Source organism: Atopobium sp. oral taxon 810 str. F0209 (genome assembly GCF_000466405.1).
Lineage (GTDB): Bacteria > Actinomycetota > Coriobacteriia > Coriobacteriales > Atopobiaceae > Olegusella.
In genome coordinates this window covers 146,042-168,050 of sequence record NZ_KE952935.1, presented here as the reverse complement: position 1 = coordinate 168,050, position 22,009 = coordinate 146,042, and the positions used below count along the sequence as shown (strand labels likewise).

The following is a 22,009-nucleotide window of genomic DNA, read 5'->3' as shown; positions in this document are numbered from 1 at the left end:
CATGCTCGGCGCACCAAAAGGGCGGGGCCACACGCCACGGCCCCGCCCTGCATTTCTTGGTAAAGCCTAGTGCCTAAAGTGACGCCTGCCCGTAAAAACCATCGTGATGCCATATTCATCACAGGCAGCGATGGATTCATCGTCACGAATGGAGCCACCTGGCTGAATAATCGCCGTAACCCCATGCTTAGCAAGCAAATCGACACTATCCCTAAAGGGGAAGAAAGCATCGGAAGCAGCTACGAGATTTTCGGGGACAACACCCATGCGCTCACAAGCTGCCCCGGCGCGCTCACAAGCCATCAGTGCCGAGTCAGAGCGGTTGGGCTGGCCTGGCCCCATACCAATACCAGCGTGATCTTTGGCAACTAGAATCGCGTTGGACTTAACGGTCTTGCATACCTTCCAAGCAAAGAGCAAATCTTCCCGCTCGGCGTCAGTCGGTTTGCGCTTGGTAGGCACTTCGAAGGTCGCAGGATCCTCATCAACACGGTCAGTCTCTTGGACAAGCAAAGCACCGTCAATCGTACGCATCTCCAGAGAGACGCCCGCATCAACGCCACCTGTCTCAAGCACGCGAAGGTTCTTGCGCTTGGACAGACGCTCAAGGGCTTCGGGACTATAACTAGGAGCAATCAACACCTCAACGAACTGCTTGTTCACATCGGCAAAATGCTCAACTAATGACAGAGGCACCTCGCGATTGACCGCAATAATGCCACCAAAGGCGCTCTTGGGATCACAGGCAAAGGCACGATCGTAAGCCGTAGTTACGTCAGCTGCCACAGCAGAGCCGCAGGGATTTTGGTGCTTGAGAATGATGACGGCAGGCTCCTCAAACTCACGCACAGCAGCCCAGGCAGCATCGGTATCCAAGAAGTTGTTGTAGCTCAACTCTTTACCCTGAATCTGACGAGCCATACCTAGGGAGTGGGCTGGAGCGTCAGGCAGATGATAAACCGCTGCAGACTGCTGGGGGTTCTCGCCATAGCGCAGGCTTTGCTGCTTGATGGCAGTCACAGTCAACATCTGGGGGAAATCAAATTCAATTGAGCTATCAAAACTTGCAACTTTGTTGTCGTTAGACACCTGGCTTGCTAAATATTCTGAGATGGCGCTGTCGTAACGCGAGGTCGTCTGAAAGACCTTGAGGGCCAACTGACGGCGGGTCTCAAGTGTGGTAGCGCCATCATTTGCACGCATCTCAGCAAGAATTCGATCGTAATCGGCAGGGTCAGATACCACCGTCACAAAGTCATTATTTTTTGCAGCAGAACGCAGCATAGAAGGGCCACCGATATCAATGTGCTCGATAGCGTCTGCAAAGGTAACATCGGGTTGGGCAACAGTTTTCTCAAACTCATAGAGGTTAACGACGACCATATCAATCATTTCGATGCCGTTGGCTTTGGCATCTGCCATGTGCTGCTCGTCGTCTCGGCGGCAAAGTAGGCCACCATGGACACGAGGATGCAGCGTCTTGACACGGCCTCCCATCATCTCGGGAAAGCCCGTGTAGTCATCGATGGCAGTAACTTTTACATCACCATCCACCAGCGCTTTTGCGGTACCTCCCGTGGAGATTACCTCAACGCCAAACTCATCGGCGAGCGTTTTGACAAACTCAACCACACCCGTCTTGTCGGTTACCGATACAAGCGCCCTTTTGATGGGACGTTCTGACATAGACCCTCCCCAGTTTTGGTGCTTACAGCGACAAAATAAAGATACACCGAATAAGGCTGATTGGCTTCCTAAGAGCAGAAATAACGCCTGTACATCATGGAGCCTTCTTTGATGGGTCGTTCATTGGGCCATGTTGGGACATGTCCCATCAACGTTGGGACATGTCCCATCCTTACTCTATAATGTGTCTAACGACATTCGGAGTGAAACGAGATGGCATGAACAGGATCCCAGAAAAAGAAACGCTAACAGTTGAGTTTAAGAGCGATCTCAAGAAGCTTCCGGACAATGAGCTCATGGATGCCGTTGTCGCCCTGAGCAACACTGACGGGGGGCACATCTATCTCGGCGTCGAGGATGATGGTACGCCCACAGGTGTACACAAGGAACACAGGGACGTGACGCAGCTCGCAGCTCTGATCGCCAATAAGACCATGCCACCTGTATCCGCACGCGTCACGACGCTGTACCTGAGCGAAGATGGAACCTACGCCGAGAGCGGCATACAGGTGACCATGGTCGAGATACCCAAATCCCGGGCCATCATCGCCACGAAGAGCGGCAAGATCATGCGCCGGCGTATCAAGGAAGATGGGACACCGGAGTGTGTCCCTCTCTACCCGTACGAAATCATCACGAGACTTTCAACCCTGGGAAAGCTCGACTACTCCGCCTTCCCTGTACCCAACACAAGCGTGGGTGACTTCAGCCCAGAGGAACTGAGACGTCTTAGGGACATACTCAAGCGAAGCTCCAACGCCGACCAGACCCTCCTCGAGCTCTCTGATAACGAGCTGCTCTCGGCTCTCCAGATGACCACGAACGTTGACGGCAAACAGGTTCCGACGGTGACTGGCGTGCTACTCGCGGGCAAACGCGACGTTATCAAGAGGACGGTACCCGCCTCCTCCGCCGCATTCCAGGTGCTTGAGGGTACGGAGGTAAGGGTCAACCAGGACTTCGACCAACCGCTCCTCTACACCATTGAGAAGATGCGCGAAATGCTCGAACCCTGGAACCCGGAACGCGAAGTCGAGGATGGCCTCTTCAGGATATCGGTGCCGGAGTTCGACGGAAGAGCGTTTCGCGAGGCACTCGTCAATGCATTTGGACACCGGGACTACGCCGCGCTCGGTGCGGTCAGAGTCCTCGTGAACGACGAGGGGCTCACCATATCGAATCCAGGCGGGTTCATTGAAGGCGTCACGATAGACAACCTGCTCGACGTCGAGCCGCGCGGGCGCAACCAGTGTCTCATGAACGCGCTGAAGAGGGTCGGACTTGCCGAGAAAACGGGACGCGGCGTAGACCGTATCTTCGAAGGGTCATTGCGCTATGGGCGACCAGCCCCCGACTACTCGGGGACAACCTCAACGAACGTCAGCGTTTACATCGCCCGCAGTGCCCCTGACAAGCTGTTCATGAAGATGCTCAACGAGGAAGCGGAGCGGATGGGTAAGCCGTTGTCGTTGCGAGCCCTACTCGTCCTTGACACGCTCAAGCGCCAGCGCCGTCTCAAAGTATCCGAGCTCGCCGAGCAGCTCCATCTCACTGATGCCGTCACGAGGTCGACGGTCGAGACGCTCGTTGAGGCAGGTCTTGTCGAGGCTCACGGCTCGTCAACGGCGCGCTCGTACATCCTCAGCGGCAAGGTCTACAGCGCAGCAGGTAAGGAGACTGACTTCGTCCGCCAATCTGACATCGACAAGGTCAGATATCCTGAATTGATAATGAAGCTCGCCAGACAGAAAGGCGGCAGCATAGCCAACAGGGACGTCATGGAGCTGTTACACCTGAGCAGGAAGCAGGCATACCGACAGATTCAGAAACTCGTGAAGAGCGGAGATCTAGAACTCGTCGGAGAAGGCGGTATGGCGCACTATGTCATGACTTCTTCCAAGCATTGATGATATTGAACGCCATGATGGGACATGACTCAATATCATTGGGACATGTCCCATCATCGTCCATTAGATGTCCTATTATCTCATCAGATACCCCAGCTCGTTCGCTGTGTCGATAATTATGTATGTGTAGCTCGTCTCCGATATGTTCGGCAGGCTCCTGAGTTCATGAATGAACGTGAATGTGAGTGCAGCTGTAGAACCAGTAGTTCATGTTCACCGTGGCGGGCAACGCGAGATTTAGGTCGAGAAGGGTCCATGAGAGTGCGCAGCGGTGGCCTGCATGGTGCCGCTCGCGCTCTCGTGCTGATAGTTAACCATCCTGGAGCCGCCAATGGTAGCTACCCACATTGCCTCACTCATGCTCGACAAACACCTCGCCTGCGCCGCAGGCGATCTTATGATAGGCCATATAGGCGCGTCTTCATCATTTTCGGGGACAGCAGCCCCGTGTGTGCCAGCAAACGTGACGCAATGTGACGAAAAAACTCTCCACTCCCAACTTCTTGATGTGGGTTTCCTGCTTGGCGAGGAGCGCCTTGAACTCGTTAGCAACGTCTTCGGCGCTAGCGGCCACTTCTTCCGCCTAGTGCTGCGCTTCTTGGTCCGCGTGCCCTTGCATGTGCTGCTGTGTCTCTACTGCCTGCCCGTCGTCGGCGTCCCTTTTCATGAGAGAACCGCCTTTCCGCTCGGGAGGCGGAGACACAAAACACCCGCCTCGATTACTCGTACGGGAGCAGATTAGGCGGGCATCACAAAATGGCTCGGTTATGTATTTGATAGCTAGAACAAAAGTGAGGATAAGTCGACAACCTCGACCCCTTTTATGAAGTGCGAGTCAAAATCATCGACGAAGTCAACCAGCTTCATGAGCATGGTTTCTGGTGAGTCAACGCCTTCAATAAGGTTTTCGTACAGCACTTCAATACCGCCACGAGCATAATCATTGAATAGGTCAGACCCGATCTTAGCTACATCATCATCGGCTTGGAATGCTCTTCTTAAACGCTCATTTAGGTCAGGCTCGCTTGCTTTGTCCAATATCATCAAGAGTTGATAAGAGAACAAGAGACGGTCATAGTGATTTGAAAGCGCGCCTTCGAAAATGTTCTTCGTCTGTTCACTGCCGTCTCTTGGCGCTTTACGCTGGTATAGATATCCGACGAGTGGCGCGATTGAATAGATATCAACAACAGCCTTGAAGAGATACTTCTTGCGGGCGATTTCTGAGAGGCTCTCATCTTTTGCATCTTGGGCGTCAGGAGTCAATGCCTCGAGGTAAAGCCCATGCTTTCCATAGAATCTGACTTGTGATCGAAAGAGTTCAGCCATTGTCCTAATCCTTCTTGATGCGAGAGTCGTAGTCCCTATTTTTTATGATGGTATAACGGGAGCCAATCCTGCTCGCCATGTGCTGTTCCGCCAGGTCACCGTCGGTATCCTTGATCACAATGATGACTTGCTCAGCAACATCCGGGAGTAATTTGCAGATCGTACCGATTCTGGTCTTGTCGAAATCAGAAAGAGGCGCATCCATAACGAGAGGATACGTGTCTCCTTGCAGAAGCTCTTCACCACTGCGTATGTTTCCTTTTGCAATATCAAGAATGCCAAGAATGAAGGCAAGGATGATAGCTAGCGTTTGACCAGAGGATGTCTTCCAGGTCTCTTCGGATGTATTGATGTCGTCAACTACAACCGTTACGCCGTAGTTCTCGTCAAGCTCAATATGAAGCTCTCCGTCATACATCGCAGTAAAGAACTTGTTTACAGTGCAACCTAGCTCTTCGCGAGTTTCTGCCTCGTGGATGCTATAGTAGCCGTCGAGATAATTGTAGATGTACTCCACGTAAGCGAGGCATTGCTGAACGAGTTTGTTCTTCTCATCCTGGAATGATGCCTTTTCAATTTCGCTTTCCAGCTGCTTGTTCTCAGACCTTGCTCGCGTGATATCACGCCTTGCAACAGCGATCTTATCTTCGTATCGTTTTACATCTTGCTGTGCGCGCTTCAAATTTGCCCTGAGTACGCCAACATCGACGTGATTAATACTGTCGAGGTGAGCACGTGCTGTTGAAAGCTCTCGATCTGCTGCTATAACCGCGTTCTCTGCCTCGGCATACTCGTTATATGCCCGTACTATGTCATCATGGAGGTCGAATTGCCCCTCAGAACGTGTACGACACTCCTTATCGAATTCTGCAATATAAGTACCAAGGTCTTTCGGGGGCACATATGACAACAGCTCATAAAGATGCTGAGCGATGGTATCGCCATCCTCAAAACGCGTACCGCAGATACACTCGTGCCTTTCAAGCAAGAATTTTATTGTTTTGTCATTCACACTTGGCACGCCTTTGCTGAGCTTATCAGCATCTTTAAGCTCGGCCCTCGCGTCATGAATGAGACGAGTGGTAAAGAAACGGTATTGCCCTCTCCTGAACACTTCGAACAAGGTCTCGAGCTTCGTTGCCAAGACTGCGTGTGCACGTTTGACATCATGTTCCGCCGTCTGTACGGCACGCGCTGCCTTTTCACTTTCCTCATTCTCTAGCAGTAAATCATTCCACCTAGCGACAGATTCCCTGGCGGTTTGTACATCGAGTTCAGCATCTTCGATTTCACTTCCAAGTCGGGCTATCTTACTCTCGTTAAGCTTGATTTTCGATCGTTTCGCCTCAAGCTCTCTATTTCCCGACAAGTCAAGCTGGTTTCTGAAGCGACGCTCGACGCTGATGCGGTTACCTGGTGCTCGTAGATGCTCAATAGCTGAAGCTATAGGGCGCAAGCCCAATATGGTTTTAACCGCTTCAGCAAAATCGCTACTCTTACCATGCTCGATTTCCGCTCGCATGTTTTTAACATGCTCACCATCAAAGAAGAAGTAGTGTGACAACTCGTCGGCCAACAGCCGATTGATTGTTGAACGAAGTTCATTTTGCGGAGCCTGCCTGGTTTGTCCCGCTTCTTTATAAAAGATTCCAAACTCTTGCTGCTCGCCCTTTACGGTCCTGCCATTGGCGCTTCTGCTGTACTTTTGCTTACGCGTAACCGTATACCCTATGCTATCCTTGATGAGTTCAATCTCGACCATCACGTAGTGATATGCTCCAGGGCGGATTCGATCCCGTACATAGGCGTTGATAACTTGGACCGAGTCTTTTGGTGCTCGACCGTAAAGGCACCACTCGAATGCCTGAGCGAGTGAGGTTTTGCCTGATCCATTGTCACCCATAATGAGAGTAACGTTATGATCTGGATCAGTAGAAAAATCAACGCGCTGCCTGCCCTGAAATGGGAGAAAATCTTCAACCGTTATCGATCTTATATACATTTAGCTTCTCCCTGAATCCGAGTCATTATTTTGTGAATCATCTCGCTGTCGTTTAGCTTATGTGTTTTCTCGTTTTCGGCCTCAAGCTTTACGATCCACTGAATAAGGCGTTGCGCTTTGGCCGCGTCAACACCCTCAGGTATTTCCAAGTCGGCAAGGTTAACCATGCTTATTCGACCTCCTCAAGGTTTTTCTCATACATAGCGAGCCCCGTTAGACCAAAGAAACTCTCCTCGATTTCGTCTAGCTTCCAAGCGATCCTTGCATGGTTTTCAGCAAGTTCGGCAAACTCTTTCGCGCGTATTAGTTCGTTGTAGACAAGCCTCTTTTCACCCCTAGTATCCTCATCTGGAAGGACGGCGGCCTCCTCAGTAGGTCTTGGTAGGGTTATAAAGTCGTAGATTTCGGCGCGCATCTTTCTTCCAGATTTGTCTTTGCGTAATAGACGCCCACGCCGTTGAACATACTCTCTGGGATTTGTAGTGCTTGCTAAAATAAAGGCCGTTTTAATCATGGGAATATTCACGCCCTCGTCGAGACACTTAATAGCAATAAGAGCCTGTAAGTCAGCGTTGCTGAACATCTCCTTTATCTCTTCTCTTTCGGCGCTATTTTCACGTGAAGTAAATTGTCTCACTTTCATCCCCAGTTCGTCACCGAGGATATGTGTAACGGCATCAATCTGCCTTGACTCGTACTCGTCGACGCCACTAATGACATCAGCATCTATCTCGACTTTTGTTGCACCGCAATATACAAGCATGTAATCATCATGCCGGTATGGTTCGATTGCCTTCTTAAGAGCTGGGAGCTTTTGCCGAGCGGCGGCTACTAACCGCGCTCTCTTTAGGGTTAACATCTTCCCCTGTTCAGTAAGCCTGCGTTTGCCATCCTTACCTTTTCGCATAGCCTTGGCTATTTCCGCCGAAAAGGCACTATACTGAGCAAGCTCATCGGGATTTAGGTAGACGATTATTGGATGGTAATGATACGGCGTGAGACATGGCGGTTCATCATTTCTGCCCCTTATGGCTTCTTCAAGTGTGTATTCAATACACCTGTTGCCAAAATACGAGAAGATTGCCTTAGTACCTTCTGTATCACTATGCCTTTCAATAGTCGCTGACAATCCTAGCCTGTATTGAAAATCTTCTCGAAGTAGAGATCGAAGGTATTCCGCACCCATATTGTGTGCCTCATCAATTACTAATAGTTTCGCCCCTCTTATTCTATCCAGATAATGCTGCACGCGCTCAGTGGCATACGTTCCGTTAGTGCAGATGAAACAGAAGAACTCAGATCCTTTTACGTGGAATCTCTGATTCCTTATCGCTCGGTCAAGTCGACTCTCCCAATCCTTCTGAGGTGATGCGCTGTAGCCGATAATAGGTTTGATGTTAAACAGCTCGATATCCTCAACCCACTGGTCGACAAGGTGCTGGTAAGAACAAACTATGACCACCGCAAGATGATTTCCGAGCCACTTGCTCAATCTTTCGACAGAAGCAAGTGCCGTCACAGTCTTACCAGTGCCCGTCGCCATGTCATAAATGCCACGGTAACCCTGCCTTTCCCATTCGGCGATTGCCTCTTCTTGATAACCGCGCAGGGTATACGCGTCGGGTATCTCTGGATAATTCCACTGACTCTTTGCAGGTTTGGAAGATGGAGACTCATTCGAAGTGTCGATCATGTCGTCGTCGTAGTTCGGAGCCTTAGTCTTGTATCGTCGTACGATCTCATCCTTCACCTCGGGAAAATCGTACGACACAACGCCCTGTTCTCTGTTTTCCCAGATGGCATCGAAGGCCCCTTCTTTGGTTTGCACTCTGTGCTCAGGGTCATCCCACGAGCGAAAGACGTCGACCGCCTCGTAGTTCTCTTTCATCGCTGTGGCCGACTCGTTCATCGAACCTGAGAAGGCAATCTTGTCACCAGCACCATCCGTTACGATGGCAACCTTCTCGTGGTAAATACCATAACCAGTCTTGCTTTCGGCAAAAGCAATCCTAATATCAAGAAGGCCAGATGCGATGAGGTTGGCAAGCATGTTGAGTCGATTCTGGTCAGCGATGCTCATTATGTCAATATCGGCTAGAGCGCCAATAAGGTGTTCCTCTACCACCTTGCGCCGTATTTCTTCGCGTTTTTCGTAGCCCCTCTGTATGGCGTCAGTGTCTTCCTCCGAGAGATTCGGAGAGGCGATGAGCTGTATTGTGCCACCACGCTGCGCGATACGTCCGATGCCCTTTGCCATCTCCGCAAGCGAGCTCGACGAGAAGAACCCTACAGCACGCTTGTAGCTGATGGCCTCAGAAAGTACGGGTACGATGAATTCTTTGGCTATATCGCCCATCTTAGTGCGATATTCAGATTTGATGTCAAGATCTCTCAGGCTCATATCGTCACCATCTTCTAGCCTTCATCACAGATAGCTTCAAGAGCAGCTTCGAGTTGCCTGAAATCCTGATCACTGGTCATTGCACTTACGCTGAAGCGCACAGTGCCCCCCGGCAACGTTCCTAAAAATCTGTGTGCATAGGGAGCGCATTGGATGCCGGAGCGGACGGCAACGCCGTACTTTCCCAGGATCATCTCAATCTCATCGGGGGTATAACCATCGAACAGCGTAGACACGACACCGATTTGTTCACACCCCATCCCGTCACCTACAACCGTGAGACAGTCGCGTTCTCTCAACAAAGCGAGTAGCCTGTCTTTGGCCGTAGCCTCGCGGGCTCTAACTACATCCATACCTTCGTTGAGGAGCCAGTCTGTAGACGCCTTGAGCCCCGCAATGGCATAGGTGTTCTGACTGCCGACTTCAACCATCTGAACAATGTCATCAGGCATATCCTGTTCGATGGAGTTGATGCCGTTCCCTCCGAAAAGAACCGGAGCAAGCCTGGCCTCGCGCCGACATACGAAACCTCCAATCCCGAATGGGGCATAGAGTGTCTTGTGACCAGCAAAAACGGCGTAGTCAAAGAGGTCGCTCCCAAGGTCGAGAGGCAGAAGCCCCGCGGTCTGACTCATGTCGAGCACCGTCGTTGCACCATACCGTTTAGCAAGAGTACAAAGCTCCATCACAGGCAGCACAGCGCCACAGACGTTGCTTGCGTGTGTGAGCACGAGCAGCCTGGGAACCTTACGTTCAAATGCTTCCTGTATTGCCGACATGTCGGGCAGACAGGACTTGACATCAAATGGGAGAACGTTGACTGTTACGCCGTGTGCCACCTCAAGATTATGCACAGGGCGTGTGACAGCGTTGTGCTCGAAAGGCGAAACATAGATGGAGTCGCTGGCGCTTATTTCAAGCCCGAACAGAATCCGGTTGAGCGCGTCAGTCGCAGAAGCAGTGAACACAACCTTTTTTGCCCCGCAGCTATACAGCTGGCGAATATTTTCCTTGGTCTGTTTGGCAACATCGCCCGCTCGTGCGGCCAAAGCGTTTCCGCCGCGTCCAATGTTGCCGCCGCTGCTCCGATAGAAGGCGTCAGCATAGTCATACACGCAATCAGGCTTGGGAAATGTGGTGGCTGCGTTGTCGAAGTACGCAATCCTATCTTCCATCAGCAGAGTCCTTCCAAAACCTCAAAGACTATCTGCCGCTTTTCTTCGGGCCGGAGAGCACCACCCATTTCGCTCAGGCATGCAAGGAGGCTGTTCTTCAGGAGACGCGACCTGCCGCTGCATTCGACCTTGTCAAAGGTCTTCTGCCGTGGCGTCCCAGCCTCATCGATGAAGACAATGCCAAGCTTCTGCCCGCCTTCCTCGTAGCCGGCTTGCTCAGAAAAACCTTCAACGGCAGCCTTCGTACCCAGAACGATTCGCAAGAAGTCCTCGAAGCGAGCATCGCTCCAATCTTCGACACGCAGGGATGTTGCTGCTTTGGCTAGTCTGCTGACAGTAACCTTATCATTGCCATTTGCTGACATGATGGCACTGAGCACCTGGTTATTCACGCCAGTGAATACGTGAGTGGTTGTGGCAGGGTGCCGCTCGACCCAATCACGAAGCACCGAGCCAAGCGTTGCGTCGTCATGTGCGAACTCGTCGAACATAGCAGTTAGCGAGCTGATAAGCGTTTGCATGCAACTATCGAGGTAGGAATCACAAGCGTCCTTCTCATCCTTTACGGCCTGCAAAAGCTCGTGGGAGGCCACGCTGTGCCCGAATACCTCCGGCAGTTCTTCAAAGAGGAACACATTCGAGTCTGTTTCGATGTGCCGTATCGCTCGGAAAAACGCAGACCGGGTCTTTGTTATGGCTGTCGCCTCTCCGCCGTGCGCATGGTCGTACTTGCAATTACGGGTTGCCTGCGGCAACTCGACGTACCACAACCGTATCGCCTCGGCAACATCGGCTCTTGTGGCATCGTCACCGCACCCGAACAATCGCGCAAGTTCGCACACATATTCCGCCATTTCGGGCGACCAGTTAAGTCTTGTAAGCTCGTATGCCGAGGGATCGCGGGAGATATCGTCTAGGACCACTTCACTCAAGGCTCGCTCTTCGCCTCTATGAGTGATCTTGATCTCGTCACGATAATCCCTCAGCACATATGCAAGATAGAGCGGAATCGGGCCTTTGCGCAGGCCAATGCCCAGCTCGCGACCAGTCAGCCTGTCGTAAAGATAGGAGAACGGTGTATCCTGGGCGGCTTCGATGAAAGTGCGAATTTCATCGAGCACGTTCGTGATGAGGGGGTCAGCGTCCCCGAGCACGGTAGCAGACTCAGCTAGGTCATTGATTATCCCGGTCTTCTCGAAGGCACTACGCGCCATCGATGTTTCCTGACCGTTGCCGTAGAAGCCGAAGTTCGCATCGAGGCTCTTGCCGCACAGGGCCTTGAGTATTTTGCTCCTACTACTGAATGCCGTCCCGGTCAAGTTGTTCTTGTTCAAGGACTCGCTGGTAATTCGAGGAGTCTTACCGTAGGTTTCGTCGCAGAGCCACGACAATTCTTCGGAAAGTTTGCGACGTCTCGTCACCACGTTACGACGTTTTCCACCGATATAGTAGAGTGAACGGCCAAGCTCTGGCTGGAAGAAGCCGGCGATGTAATCGTCTACTACTTCTGCGTAGTCCTCGATGACAATCTCGTACTCCTCAGAAAGCACCTTGTCTTCAGATACCTCCTCCTTGAGCTGCTTGGCGGCTTCTAGCCGATAGACCGTATCGGACACGTCCACAAACGCTCTAGGATATACGATTACGGTCATGGGTTCGCGTGACACCGTCTCCTTGGCAATGTCCTTCGTCTCTGCCAGCTGATTTGCATCCTCAAGATATACTGCTACGACCTTCCCGTCGCCACAGCCATCGAGCAACCTGTCTCCCGGCTTCCATCGGCCTAAATCTTTTGCGTCAACGAAGCTGCAATCGAAATACCGAACCATGCCGCGCTCCTCGTTGTAGCGAGAGGGATAGAGAGCGCTGCCACGTAGTACGGCATTGAGAAGTTCGGCGCAGGTGCGGCTACTGCGCAGAGTTTCCGCGCGGTCGCTAATCTCGCTGTCAATCCTTACACCAGATGATTCCTTCAACTTGAGGAACGCATTGCTACGACGCAGGTATACGACGGAGTCGCTTTCGACGAGATGATCGAGTGCTGAGTCGATCTGCATCGTCTCGTATCCGCAGTCGTCGTAGAGGTCGACGATCGTTTCCCTTGTCGGCGCGACTTTGTCGTATTGGGCGACGATATCGATGGCCGCGATGGTCTTGATGATTTGTGCCTCTAGGCTATCCGCCTTGACTCGCTCGAGCGATATTCGTGCCAGCTCGTAGGTTCTGTGAAGCGGGGTGGTGTAGTACTCCTTGCGAAGCAGCGGCTCAAAATAGTCGTATACGTAATCGGGGGAAATGAACCCACTGATGCGGTCTAGCACGGTGTTCAGAGCACCCTCTTCGTTTGAGCAGATGAACGTAAAGAGGGTTCGTTCGTTTTGGGCGACTTTTTCCGACATGCAAGCCAGAAGATAGGTTGTAAGTGGATGGAGCGGGTAACATCCAAAAGTCACGCGCTCTACGACGTCCGCTTCGAGCAGTCCTTGTTGTTCATATCTCCGTCCTATGCGCGATAGTCTGCTGCGACGGGCGCCTCCATTCTCGTTCAGCCACTTGTCCCATAATACGCCATCCTTGACGATGGCCTTGCCTATGAGCTCATAGTACTGGTTGGCGTCGTCAACCATTTCAATCTCGCGGAACCTGCCCGAGACGCCACGCCACCCGTCGACCCTTTCCTTAGGTAGATTTGAGTCGATATAGTTGGAGAGACTCTTGTGGCTGATGAGCAGTAGATGCAATTGCCGATCACCACCGCTGCGGTTGCACGCTTCGGCGAAATCTTGTAGCAGCTTCGTGTCTGCCTGCTCGATGCTCGTTTCGAGGTACTTGCTGAACTCGTCGTATACCACGTATATGCCGTCGATACCCTGCGCTTGCAGACCAGCCAGCACATGCTCGTAGACATCGATGACCTCGACTCCATCAAGCACGTCGAACGTGCCGCCAGCTGTTAGTTCCGGATATACATCGACTATCGTTTCGTATGCTACGGTATCCATGTTCCTGAGCCGCGAAGCGATGGTAGTTCCACTCGTCCCAGTCAGCTCCTCGAACCGCCTATAGGTGTCGGGATAGTTCTTCCGCCAGCGTTCGAGAACCATTATTGCGCCGTCATAATTCGTCTGTGGCATGAGGGATTCGAGATCGGCAAGCCTCAGAGCGTTGCGCAGCGCATACAGCAGGGAGTGCCTAAGGTCTGCGGTGCTACCAGAGATGACGACCGGCAGTAGACGTTTGCCCTCCTCGACAAATCGCTCGAACGTATCGCCAAATCCGAGTCCGCGCTCGTTGTAAGCTGCGACGATTTTGGTGAAATACGTAGGGTTCTTCAACCACATTGACGTTAGCGCAGCAAGCACGACGTGGGATTTTCCCTTGCCGTAGGCTCCGACAAGCAGCTTCGCCCTCTGGCTCGAAGGCGCTACGACGTCGCGAATAATTTCTTCGAGATACCGGCATACCGAGTTGGTAGGTATCAGCTCCTCAATCTTCGAGCGAGATCCGAAATCGAAGTCAATATTGATTGACGTCTGGAAGTCCTTGTTGGGGACTATCATTTCGCTGAGTCTCATGTCGGCACCTCCTATCAAATCATCTCGTAGTAGTTCCCAAGACAGCTCACACCGTCCATATCGGGACTGGTGAGTCGTATGACGTCGAGTCCAGCGGTCCGGTTTATTCGAAGCCAACCATCGTTTTCGAGCTCGTAGAGCTTTGTCAAAAGACCAACGGAATCAAGGTTGAAAACTCGCCCGGGCGAACGCGGCCCGTCTAGAAGCGTCTCAAGCTTGACTTCCGCAGCCTCATTCCGCCCATCCGGGCCGTCGTCCCTCATTTCGCAAATGGCATAGAGCACGAGAAGGCTGGGGAGGGATACAAGATTCGCCGGTTTCTTCCGATACGTCTTCGCCGCTTTGCTCTCGACGTCAATGAGTCCTAGTTCGCCGAGCGGGCTATCAATGACGCTCTCGGGCGAGCTTGCTCTGCCGTTCGTTCTATCATGTGGGATATAGGTATTCAGGATGCAGCTGAAATCAGCGTCCAAAGAGGTGAGCGCGACCTTCTTCTTGTCGTTATAGAGAAAGATGTATCGCTCGATTGCATGGGTGAAGTCGCCCTTTCCGAAGACATTCATCTTGAACTCATTGAAGAAGAAGTACCAAGACGCTGCCTCCTCCTGCGCTGAAGCAAGGTTGCAATGCAGAGCCCACAAGGTGCCCGTTTCTTCGATGTAGGGGTCCTTCTCCAAAATGAGCTCGCCAAGGTCGGTTATCGAGTGTTCACGGTTCCTGAAGCCCATCTCAATAAGACCGGTTGACTGCAACCAGTACCGCAGAGCGACAACTTGGTTCGCGCCAAGGCCTAGTTCGTTCATCGCCTCTTTGCTGTTGCTAGGCATCAAGAGTGCCGAGTTGCGCTGCACGCCTCTAAGGCCCTTGCTTAGCCAGCCTTTGCGAATGAAGAATGACTGGTGGGCTTTGAATTTCATTTGCATCGGCTACTCTTCCTTCGTCTTTAGGTACTTGCGCATCAGGCAACCACCCTCTAGGTATTTATCGGTAACGCACTGCCGGCAATGAACGCATTTCGCAGGGTCGATACGGTAGCCATCGCCCGAGATAGAGATGGCTCCGAACCTACAGAGTGATTCGCACTTCAAACACTGCCTGCATGCGTTGTACTTAACGACCTGGTACTTTGCCATGCGTAGCAATGACTCGGCATCACTTTGGCGCAGTATTCGAATCTTTGCCGCATACTCGTAGCCAGGCTGAGTGAAAGGCATCACCGCGACGACTGGCTCGTTCGTCCTGTGGTCGACGAAAACTCGCTCGTCCAAAAGCTTCCTGCCCAAACCAGGCGCATAGTCTCCGATAGGGGTGAAAAGGCCAACGAACTCATCCGAGAACGGCCTCTCTAGAGAGAAGATCATTGCGTCGTCTTCGGTTGCGCAGTGGCTTGCCTCCACCAAAACGGATCTGGCGGCAGCTACACCGTTCCCACCTTGGCGCGCCTTCCACTTGCCAGTGTCCACATATACCTCTGGGTCTGGCTTGCCAATGCGTCGCGCGAAGTCCACGAGGAAGTCATGCCACTTCTTTGACTCCTCGGGCATGTAGATTTGGGAGAGGAACTGGGCCCGGGGGTTGTTGTTCGGACAGCACCAACACCCCACTCGCTCATAGCCCAGCCTGTAAGCGTCGTTGAAGTCAATGCCCTCGGCTAGGATGTAGAGCCATACATCGATGTCGTTCCAATGGAAGATGGGTGCTGCCACCTTCTGCTGCTGGATTTTCACCGATTCCGCATTGTCCTCTATGCGATTGTATTTGCTGCGAGAGACAGACTCGCCTTTCCTTATTCCATAGAACGTGAGTATCGGCTGATCTCCGTACAGCCCCTTGAACGCTCTTGAGATGGGGCCCGTCTTGAACATAGAGCAGCACCAGCGCATCATGCGCGCTGGCGGGCCGATTTCCTCAGCGACATCGTAGAAAACCTGATCGTTGTTGCGGGCTATCTTGAATATGGCTAGCGGATGAGAGTCCCTAAAGCGTTTCGCATACTCGATAGTGCTCGGAAATTCGAGAGTAGTGTCTCCGAAAATGTGAACCAGGTACGGGTTGCTCAGCGCGCGAACAGCCAAATCGGCAGTGACCGTAGAGTCCTTACCACCAGAAAAGGAAACGACAAGGTTTTCCTCGGCATAACCCTTTGCGGCATCAACGATGAAGTCACATGCTTCGCGCACAATCTCATCTTTGTGCAATCGGTTTACTTCAATGAAATCTTTGATATGACTCTGAAAACCTGAATTATCATTTTCATTAGCGTATTTCGCAAGTTTCTCGCGGATTTCTAGAGGGTCGGTCGCAAGAATTTCAGCAATAGGGATGTTGAAAGGCTTTCCATTGACGTAATACTTGCTGCCAACCGCCCATACGGAGTCATCCTTATAAGCGAGAGGTTCTGCGACCATAATTTCGAATACAAGTCGCTCTTCGGGAAAAACGGGGCGCAAGTCAGTACAAAGATATCGCGCATCGTTTCCGCAGGTAGGACACTTAATTCTGTTTCCTTCAGGAATGTGAATTAGGGGTGTATTGCAGGAACCACACCAATAGACAACATGAGGAGCCTCCTCAAGTGTTTCGCATCCGCATTCAGGACATATGCTGTTGTCCGTAAAACGGTTGCACTTAGAACAATACACGGCCCCTTCTCCACTCACGATAAACCATTGGATGTTAGCTTCCAGCGGTTCACATTCTAACAGAGTGTTGAGAAACAGGGGCTGCTAATAGTTAATTACAACAAGTACCAAGGTAAACATACATATTAGCCAAAAAATACAGATAAGCAAAGCTCTATAGACTGCCTATGCAATGCGTCACATACGACAGTACCAGAAATGCTGGACGTACATGAATCAGTTTATCCACAGATACTTACGTGAGGCAGCATTTCAAATAATCTGCCCAGGAGAGAAGGACCTGCGACGTCATACGAGGTAGAAAGTCCCATGTACCTGCGAGTCCTCAAATTTATCTGCCGCGGTGGATCCAGCCACTGCCGTGCGCTAGCTTCCACTCGCAGGTATCGCTGCTGCGGGTGTGCGCCACCTGCCCAACCAAACCTGCCCGCGATACCAGTTGCAGCCGTCTCCCAGCAGCCCATCAATAGCTCTCATGCGCTCGCTCAAGCAGCAAACACCTCGGAGTCCGCAACGCGCCATACGGAGTCTGTAGCCGCGCGAAGTTACTCCCTGGCTAACGCACAATGCTCGCAACCTGGCACAGCGGCCCGCCTGAAAGCCCTGCGCATCATCTCCGTCATAGTCGAACATCATGTCGGAGAGATACTCCCTCATCCTGGAGACGCCCACCTCGTTGATGAGCACATCAAACGCCAAGTCGGCGCTCTAGATAACATCCACTGCATCTACGAACACATTCTGCCTGTACGGCGATATGTCCACGCGCGTGTTAGTAATGCCGGGCTTAGCTATGGCGAAGGTGGGAAAAGAGAAACTCGTGTCGAAGTCGCTCATCACACCCTCGGACTCGAGCACATTGCCCTCTTCGTCGAACGATACTGTCCTAATGTGATACGTGCCCGTGCTTTAGGCGAGAAGATCGTGGGAGAGAAGAACGTCCAGCTCGCCGACCACATACATCTGCAGCCAGTCGACAGGCTTGTTCTTGTAATATACCTGCGTGCAGAAGGCGCATTCGACAACACCATCCACGTCCCACGTCAGCGAAATGACCATGCGAGCGTCGTAATGCTTGACCTTGACCTGCTTGCGCCCTAGGTCAATCCATAGCGAAGGCGCCAATCCCAAGCCCGAATATCCTCACAACAGTTGCCTGTGCCTGACTCATGAAGTTATTAGAAGAGAAGAACGTGTCGAGAAAGTCCGTACACTCCTGCTTCTCGCAAGCCACCTGCATCTTCTCATTCAGAAGAAGTGATCCCACTCCTTACAAGCATGCAGGTGGAGGATTCAAAGTTTAAGGTTCTCGCACCTGTTGCAGATTCTCCACGAATGTCCCCAAAATGCTCCTCCTCAGAGGATTCCAAGGCAAAAGCAGGTCCTAGGGTTTGAAAATGCCGTCTAACCTGCCATTACATTTGGCTGCAGGGCTGAGTCTTTCAATCTCAGGTTGGCACCCTGTTTTCTGTCGGACTGTAATTTTGGAGACTTCTTTGCTCTCAGCTAAGATGAGAGCATTATGTGACAAAAACAAGAGCGAGTTTCTCAAGAGGATTATTCATGAACACGCAACAGGACGTTGTAATTCGCGCCTTTGATGTAGAGCATGACTTTGATGCGGCTTGGAATCTTATGAAATCTACCTGGTACCGTGACGTAGATCCAAAAATTGCCGCAGCCCTCTCGGGCGATGAAATCTGTTTTTATCTCGTGAGAGCAACATTCGCGGTGAGCGCGTGGCGTGATGAAGATCTGCTCGGCTTTACTTTTGCCCGCCATGGTCTACCGAGTGTTGTCCAACAGGCAAATTGGAATAGGGCACGAACGCTTGTAAATCAGCAATACGGTGAAGTGTTAGCAAGCATTCCCGCAGATGAAGGCTACCAAAGTGAGATTGATGCCTATCGTCAGATGCTCACTCAAACGCAACTCAAAGAGGACGACAGCGTGCTCTTGCTTGCAGTCAATCCTGCGGCACGTGGACTGGGTCTTGGAAAGAAGCTCTTTACTGGAGCGCTTGACTACTTGCGCGCGGCGGGGGCAAAAAGTGCTCATCTTGTCACAGACACCGATTGTGACTGGAGCTTCTACGACCATTTAGGGCTTACGCGCTTAGCTGAACGACATAATGACTCGCCTACAGCCCTGCAATCAGACGGGTACTTCTTGTATGGCTACAACTTTGAAGACGATGGTCGCTAGCTTTGAGTGGTGTGTATCTCTGCCATCCCCGTCGCTTTCGCTGTATCTACATTCGCTGTAACGAAAAAAACCACACAAAATGAGAAAAGGCCCCGCCGCGGGGGAGGCGACGGGGCGTGGAGAGGTACTAGACCGCGAGCTTATGCGTGAATGCGAGTACCGGAAAGACCAGCCATGGCCTCGGCTGCCTTCTCGAGGGAGCCAATGATGCAGACGCGGCCAGGACGGCTCTCTGCAAACTTGATGCCAGCCTTGACCTTGGGCTCCATAGAGCCCTTACCAAACTGACCCTCCTCGACGTACTTCTTGGCCTCTTCAACCGTAATGTCGGTGAGATCCTTCTGATCGGGCTTGCCAAAGTTAATGGCAACATGATCAACGGCGGTCAACAATACGAGGACGTCAGCAGAGCAGTCCTCACCGAGGAGCTCGCCGCCCATATCCTTGTCAATAACAGCAGCCTGACCCTTGTAGGCACCCTTGTCGCTGTAGTCGCGGACAACAGGGATGCCGCCGCCACCGCAGGCGATGACAATGAAGCCGTTATCCAGGAGGTTCAAGATGCTCTCGTACTCAACAATCTTCTTGGGCTCAGGAGATGCGACAACACGGCGATAACCGCGACCAGAGTCCTCAACAAAAACCATCTCGGGGTGAGCTGCCTTCTCGGCCTCTGCCTGCTCTTTGGTAAGGAAAGCGCCAATGGGCTTGGTGGGGTTCTGGAATGCGGGGTCGTCGGGATCAACCTCGATCTGGGTCACAACAGAAGCGACGTGCCAACGCTTGTAAGCCTTGTGCATGGAAGCACCAATGGCCTGCTGCAGGTGATATCCGATGTAGCCCTGAGACATAGCACCGCACTCAGGAAGGTCCATGGTTGGGATCTTGGGGTCAGTCTGATTTGCAAAGGTGAATGCCTTCTGAATCATGCCAACCTGAGGACCATTGCCATGAGTAATGATGATCTCATTGCCTTGCTCAATAACCTTGAGCAGAGTGGGAGCTGCCTCGCGGACACGACGAATCTGCTCTTCGGGGGTATCGCCAAGAGCGTTGCCACCAAGGGCGATAACAACGCGGTTGGGCTTGCCGTACTTCTCGCTCATGTTCTCTCCTTCTAGCGCGTGTAGACAACAGCAATAATTGCTGCAGACCTTAACAGACTGCGCAATCGTAGCGCGCAATCCATAAAGATATGTGGCGATAATATCGCATTCCCTAAACGGTATATTTTGCAATCTTAATGGTAGTTGGGTATACGACTGAATTATTGAATGGATATATATGGATAATCATGCATTTTAATAAATGTTACAGAAATATTTCGTGCACCTATACACGAGTCTATGCAAAAATGTTTTGTTCAATAAAACTAAGGTGCAAAAATGACCTGTTTTTCTTCTCTTCAAAACCTCAAATTTGCCCCCACAGCGGGAAATGCACATGCCGTTGGCGCAACAGCGACTATGACACCCAAACTCGTCGGAAGGTTTGCGCCAACGCCTTCAGGACGCATGCACTTAGGCAATGTGTTTTCTGCCTTACTTGGATGGCTTGCCGTGCGTAGCGCTGGCGGCAAAATGGTATTGCGCATTGAGGATCTCGATCCTCGTGCACAACATCCTGGGCTCGCAAGGCTGTTAATGGATGATTTGCAATGGCTAGGTCTAGACTGGGATGAAGGTCCTGTTTATCAAAGTGAACGCAAGCAGATTTATGAAAACGCCCTTGAGTTACTCAAAAATCGCAAGCTAGTCTATCCCTGCTTTTGCAGTCGAGCAGAGCTGCATGCTGCAAAAGCTCCTCACGCTTCTGATGGTACCTATATCTATCGGGGGACCTGCCGCAATCTTTCCCCTGCTGAAATTGCAGAAAAATCTCGTCTCAGGAGTCCTGCGTATCGCCTACGCGTACCTGAGTTAGGTAAGCCAAAAGAGCTAGTCGGCTTTGATGATCTGATTTGGGGCCATCAAGAGAAACATCTTGCCCAAGACTGTGGCGATTTTCTTATTCGGCGCAGTGATGGAGTTTTTGCCTACCAACTGGCAGTTGTTGTAGATGATGGGGCTGCAGGAGTGAATTTGGTTGTACGTGGTCGAGATTTGCTTGGCTCGGCAGCGCGGCAAATATATCTTGCTGAGCTTTTGGAGCTGCCAATCCCCCGTTACGCACATATTCCCTTGTTGATTGCCCCCGATGGACGGCGTCTTTCAAAACGTGAACGAGATTTGGATTTGGGTGTTTTGCGGGCAAAAGGAGTGAACCCTGCTCGCCTGATAGGTGGGTTGGCGACACTCGTTGGCCTTGTATCACCGGGAACTGAGGCTTTACCTGCGGATCTATGTCAATATTTTGATTGGAATACGCTTCGAGAACACCGTAAAGATATTGTTGTAGATGACGAAGTCCTGCAGAGCTTGGGCATTTATCGATAATTTGCGTATTGTCACACTATGCAAAAGCCAAAAATGCGGTAACATGCTCTAGCACATGGAGAGCTGGCCGAGTGGCTGAAGGCGCACGCCTGCTAAGCGTGTATAGGGCTTAACCCTATCTGGGGTTCAAATCCCCAGCTCTCCGCCAGAACATTACAGACTCCTATCAGTGTTTCCGCTGGTAGGAGTCTTGTTTTATGTAATTCATATGTGTAGGAATTGTGTACAATCCGCATATATCCGCATAGAAACGCATGCGTTTGGCAGATAAATGTCAGATGAAAAAGACACCTTTTAGCACATGTAAGCTGCGCTATCTGGAGCACAGGTGGAATGCAAACCACAAATACAAACCACAGATGGTTCAAGCTTCGAGGTAAGCAGGCGTAAAAGCCCAGCTCAGATTTTCCAAAAACTCGAAAGATGAACCATCTTTCAAAACGTGCCCATTTTGCTACGCGAGCACGATGCATGTTGTCCACATAACAAAACAGGCACCCGAAGGTGCCTGTAACATTCACTGGTGCGGCGTACAGGATTCGAACCTGTGACGTTCTGATTCGTAGTCAGACCCTCTATCCAGCTGAGGTAACGCCGCGTGCAAGAAGTACTATGACATCCCATCCAAATGATGTCAAGAAAAACTTGAAAT

General features: G+C 51.6%; 17 protein-coding genes and 2 tRNA genes. 4 read left to right on the top strand and 15 right to left on the bottom strand.

Going from position 1 to position 22,009, the window contains the following annotated elements:
* Positions 1-66 precede the first annotated feature (66 nt).
* A complete protein-coding gene (purH, locus tag HMPREF9069_RS01385; RefSeq protein WP_021625307.1) occupies positions 67-1,686 on the bottom strand; it encodes a bifunctional phosphoribosylaminoimidazolecarboxamide formyltransferase/IMP cyclohydrolase in 1,620 nt (539 codons plus the stop codon).
* Between the two features lie 218 nt (positions 1,687-1,904).
* Between purH and HMPREF9069_RS01380 the strand changes: the two genes are divergently transcribed.
* Complete coding sequence (locus tag HMPREF9069_RS01380; protein WP_035437946.1) at positions 1,905-3,593, top strand: RNA-binding domain-containing protein; 1,689 nt, start codon at positions 1,905-1,907, stop codon at positions 3,591-3,593.
* A 237-nt stretch (positions 3,594-3,830) separates the two neighbouring features.
* Here HMPREF9069_RS01380 and HMPREF9069_RS09695 read toward each other — a convergent pair whose 3' ends face one another.
* From HMPREF9069_RS09695 to HMPREF9069_RS09155, 12 genes are all read right to left on the bottom strand, one after another.
* Positions 3,831-3,953 (bottom strand): hypothetical protein, encoded by a 123-nt coding sequence (locus tag HMPREF9069_RS09695; RefSeq protein WP_286127396.1) that lies wholly within the window; start codon positions 3,951-3,953, stop codon positions 3,831-3,833.
* Positions 3,954-4,373: 420 nt separating this feature from the next.
* A complete protein-coding gene (locus HMPREF9069_RS01370) occupies positions 4,374-4,922 on the bottom strand; it encodes a hypothetical protein (RefSeq protein WP_021625304.1) in 549 nt (182 codons plus the stop codon).
* Between the two features lie 4 nt (positions 4,923-4,926).
* Entirely contained in the window at positions 4,927-6,924 is a 1,998-nt protein-coding gene (locus HMPREF9069_RS01365) for an AAA family ATPase (protein WP_021625303.1), read from the bottom strand.
* Positions 6,915-7,091 carry a hypothetical protein gene (locus tag HMPREF9069_RS09505; RefSeq protein WP_021625302.1) on the bottom strand — a complete coding sequence of 59 codons (177 nt, stop codon included), beginning with the start codon at positions 7,089-7,091 and terminating at the stop codon, positions 6,915-6,917. Before HMPREF9069_RS09505 ends, HMPREF9069_RS01365 begins: the two co-directional genes overlap by 10 nt.
* A 2-nt stretch (positions 7,092-7,093) precedes the next feature.
* On the bottom strand, positions 7,094-9,325 hold the full coding sequence (locus HMPREF9069_RS01360; RefSeq protein ID WP_021625301.1) for a DEAD/DEAH box helicase family protein: 2,232 nt from the start codon (positions 9,323-9,325) through the stop codon (positions 7,094-7,096).
* 14 nt (positions 9,326-9,339) lie between these two features.
* Positions 9,340-10,500, bottom strand: coding sequence for an aminotransferase class V-fold PLP-dependent enzyme (locus HMPREF9069_RS01355; RefSeq protein WP_021625300.1), 1,161 nt, complete (start codon positions 10,498-10,500; stop codon positions 9,340-9,342).
* The gene (locus HMPREF9069_RS01350) at positions 10,500-14,075 is read right to left on the bottom strand and encodes a hypothetical protein (RefSeq protein WP_035437944.1); all 3,576 of its coding nucleotides are present in this window, start codon (positions 14,073-14,075) and stop codon (positions 10,500-10,502) included. Before HMPREF9069_RS01350 ends, HMPREF9069_RS01355 begins: the two co-directional genes overlap by 1 nt.
* Positions 14,076-14,089: 14 nt before the next feature.
* Positions 14,090-14,992, bottom strand: coding sequence for a DUF4007 family protein (locus tag HMPREF9069_RS01345; RefSeq protein WP_035438014.1), 903 nt, complete (start codon positions 14,990-14,992; stop codon positions 14,090-14,092).
* Positions 14,993-15,001: 9 nt separating this feature from the next.
* Positions 15,002-16,483, bottom strand: a complete 1,482-nt coding sequence (locus tag HMPREF9069_RS01340; RefSeq protein ID WP_021625297.1) for a phosphoadenosine phosphosulfate reductase domain-containing protein — start codon at positions 16,481-16,483, stop codon at positions 15,002-15,004.
* 600 nt (positions 16,484-17,083) lie between these two features.
* A complete protein-coding gene (locus HMPREF9069_RS09160) occupies positions 17,084-17,416 on the bottom strand; it encodes a hypothetical protein (protein ID WP_232204016.1) in 333 nt (110 codons plus the stop codon).
* A 9-nt stretch (positions 17,417-17,425) separates the two neighbouring features.
* Positions 17,426-17,575 (bottom strand): hypothetical protein, encoded by a 150-nt coding sequence (locus HMPREF9069_RS09500; protein ID WP_232204015.1) that lies wholly within the window; start codon positions 17,573-17,575, stop codon positions 17,426-17,428.
* 51 nt (positions 17,576-17,626) lie between these two features.
* A complete protein-coding gene (locus HMPREF9069_RS09155; RefSeq protein WP_156894131.1) occupies positions 17,627-17,848 on the bottom strand; it encodes a hypothetical protein in 222 nt (73 codons plus the stop codon).
* Between the two features lie 432 nt (positions 17,849-18,280).
* Between HMPREF9069_RS09155 and HMPREF9069_RS08750 the strand changes: the two genes are divergently transcribed.
* Complete coding sequence (locus tag HMPREF9069_RS08750) at positions 18,281-18,922, top strand: GNAT family N-acetyltransferase (RefSeq protein ID WP_021625294.1); 642 nt, start codon at positions 18,281-18,283, stop codon at positions 18,920-18,922.
* 140 nt (positions 18,923-19,062) lie between these two features.
* On the opposite strand, the gene arcC is transcribed toward HMPREF9069_RS08750, so the two are convergent.
* Positions 19,063-20,028 (bottom strand): carbamate kinase, encoded by a 966-nt coding sequence (gene arcC, locus HMPREF9069_RS01320; RefSeq protein WP_021625293.1) that lies wholly within the window; start codon positions 20,026-20,028, stop codon positions 19,063-19,065.
* 279 nt (positions 20,029-20,307) lie between these two features.
* On the opposite strand from arcC, the gene gluQRS reads away from it, so the two are divergent.
* The gene (gene gluQRS / locus HMPREF9069_RS01315) at positions 20,308-21,357 is read left to right on the top strand and encodes a tRNA glutamyl-Q(34) synthetase GluQRS (RefSeq protein WP_021625292.1); all 1,050 of its coding nucleotides are present in this window, start codon (positions 20,308-20,310) and stop codon (positions 21,355-21,357) included.
* A gap of 57 nt (positions 21,358-21,414) precedes the next feature.
* Positions 21,415-21,505, top strand: a tRNA-Ser gene (locus HMPREF9069_RS01310).
* Positions 21,506-21,878: 373 nt separating this feature from the next.
* Here the strand turns inward: HMPREF9069_RS01310 and HMPREF9069_RS01305 are convergent.
* Positions 21,879-21,955, bottom strand: a tRNA-Arg gene (locus tag HMPREF9069_RS01305).
* Positions 21,956-22,009 lie beyond the last annotated feature (54 nt).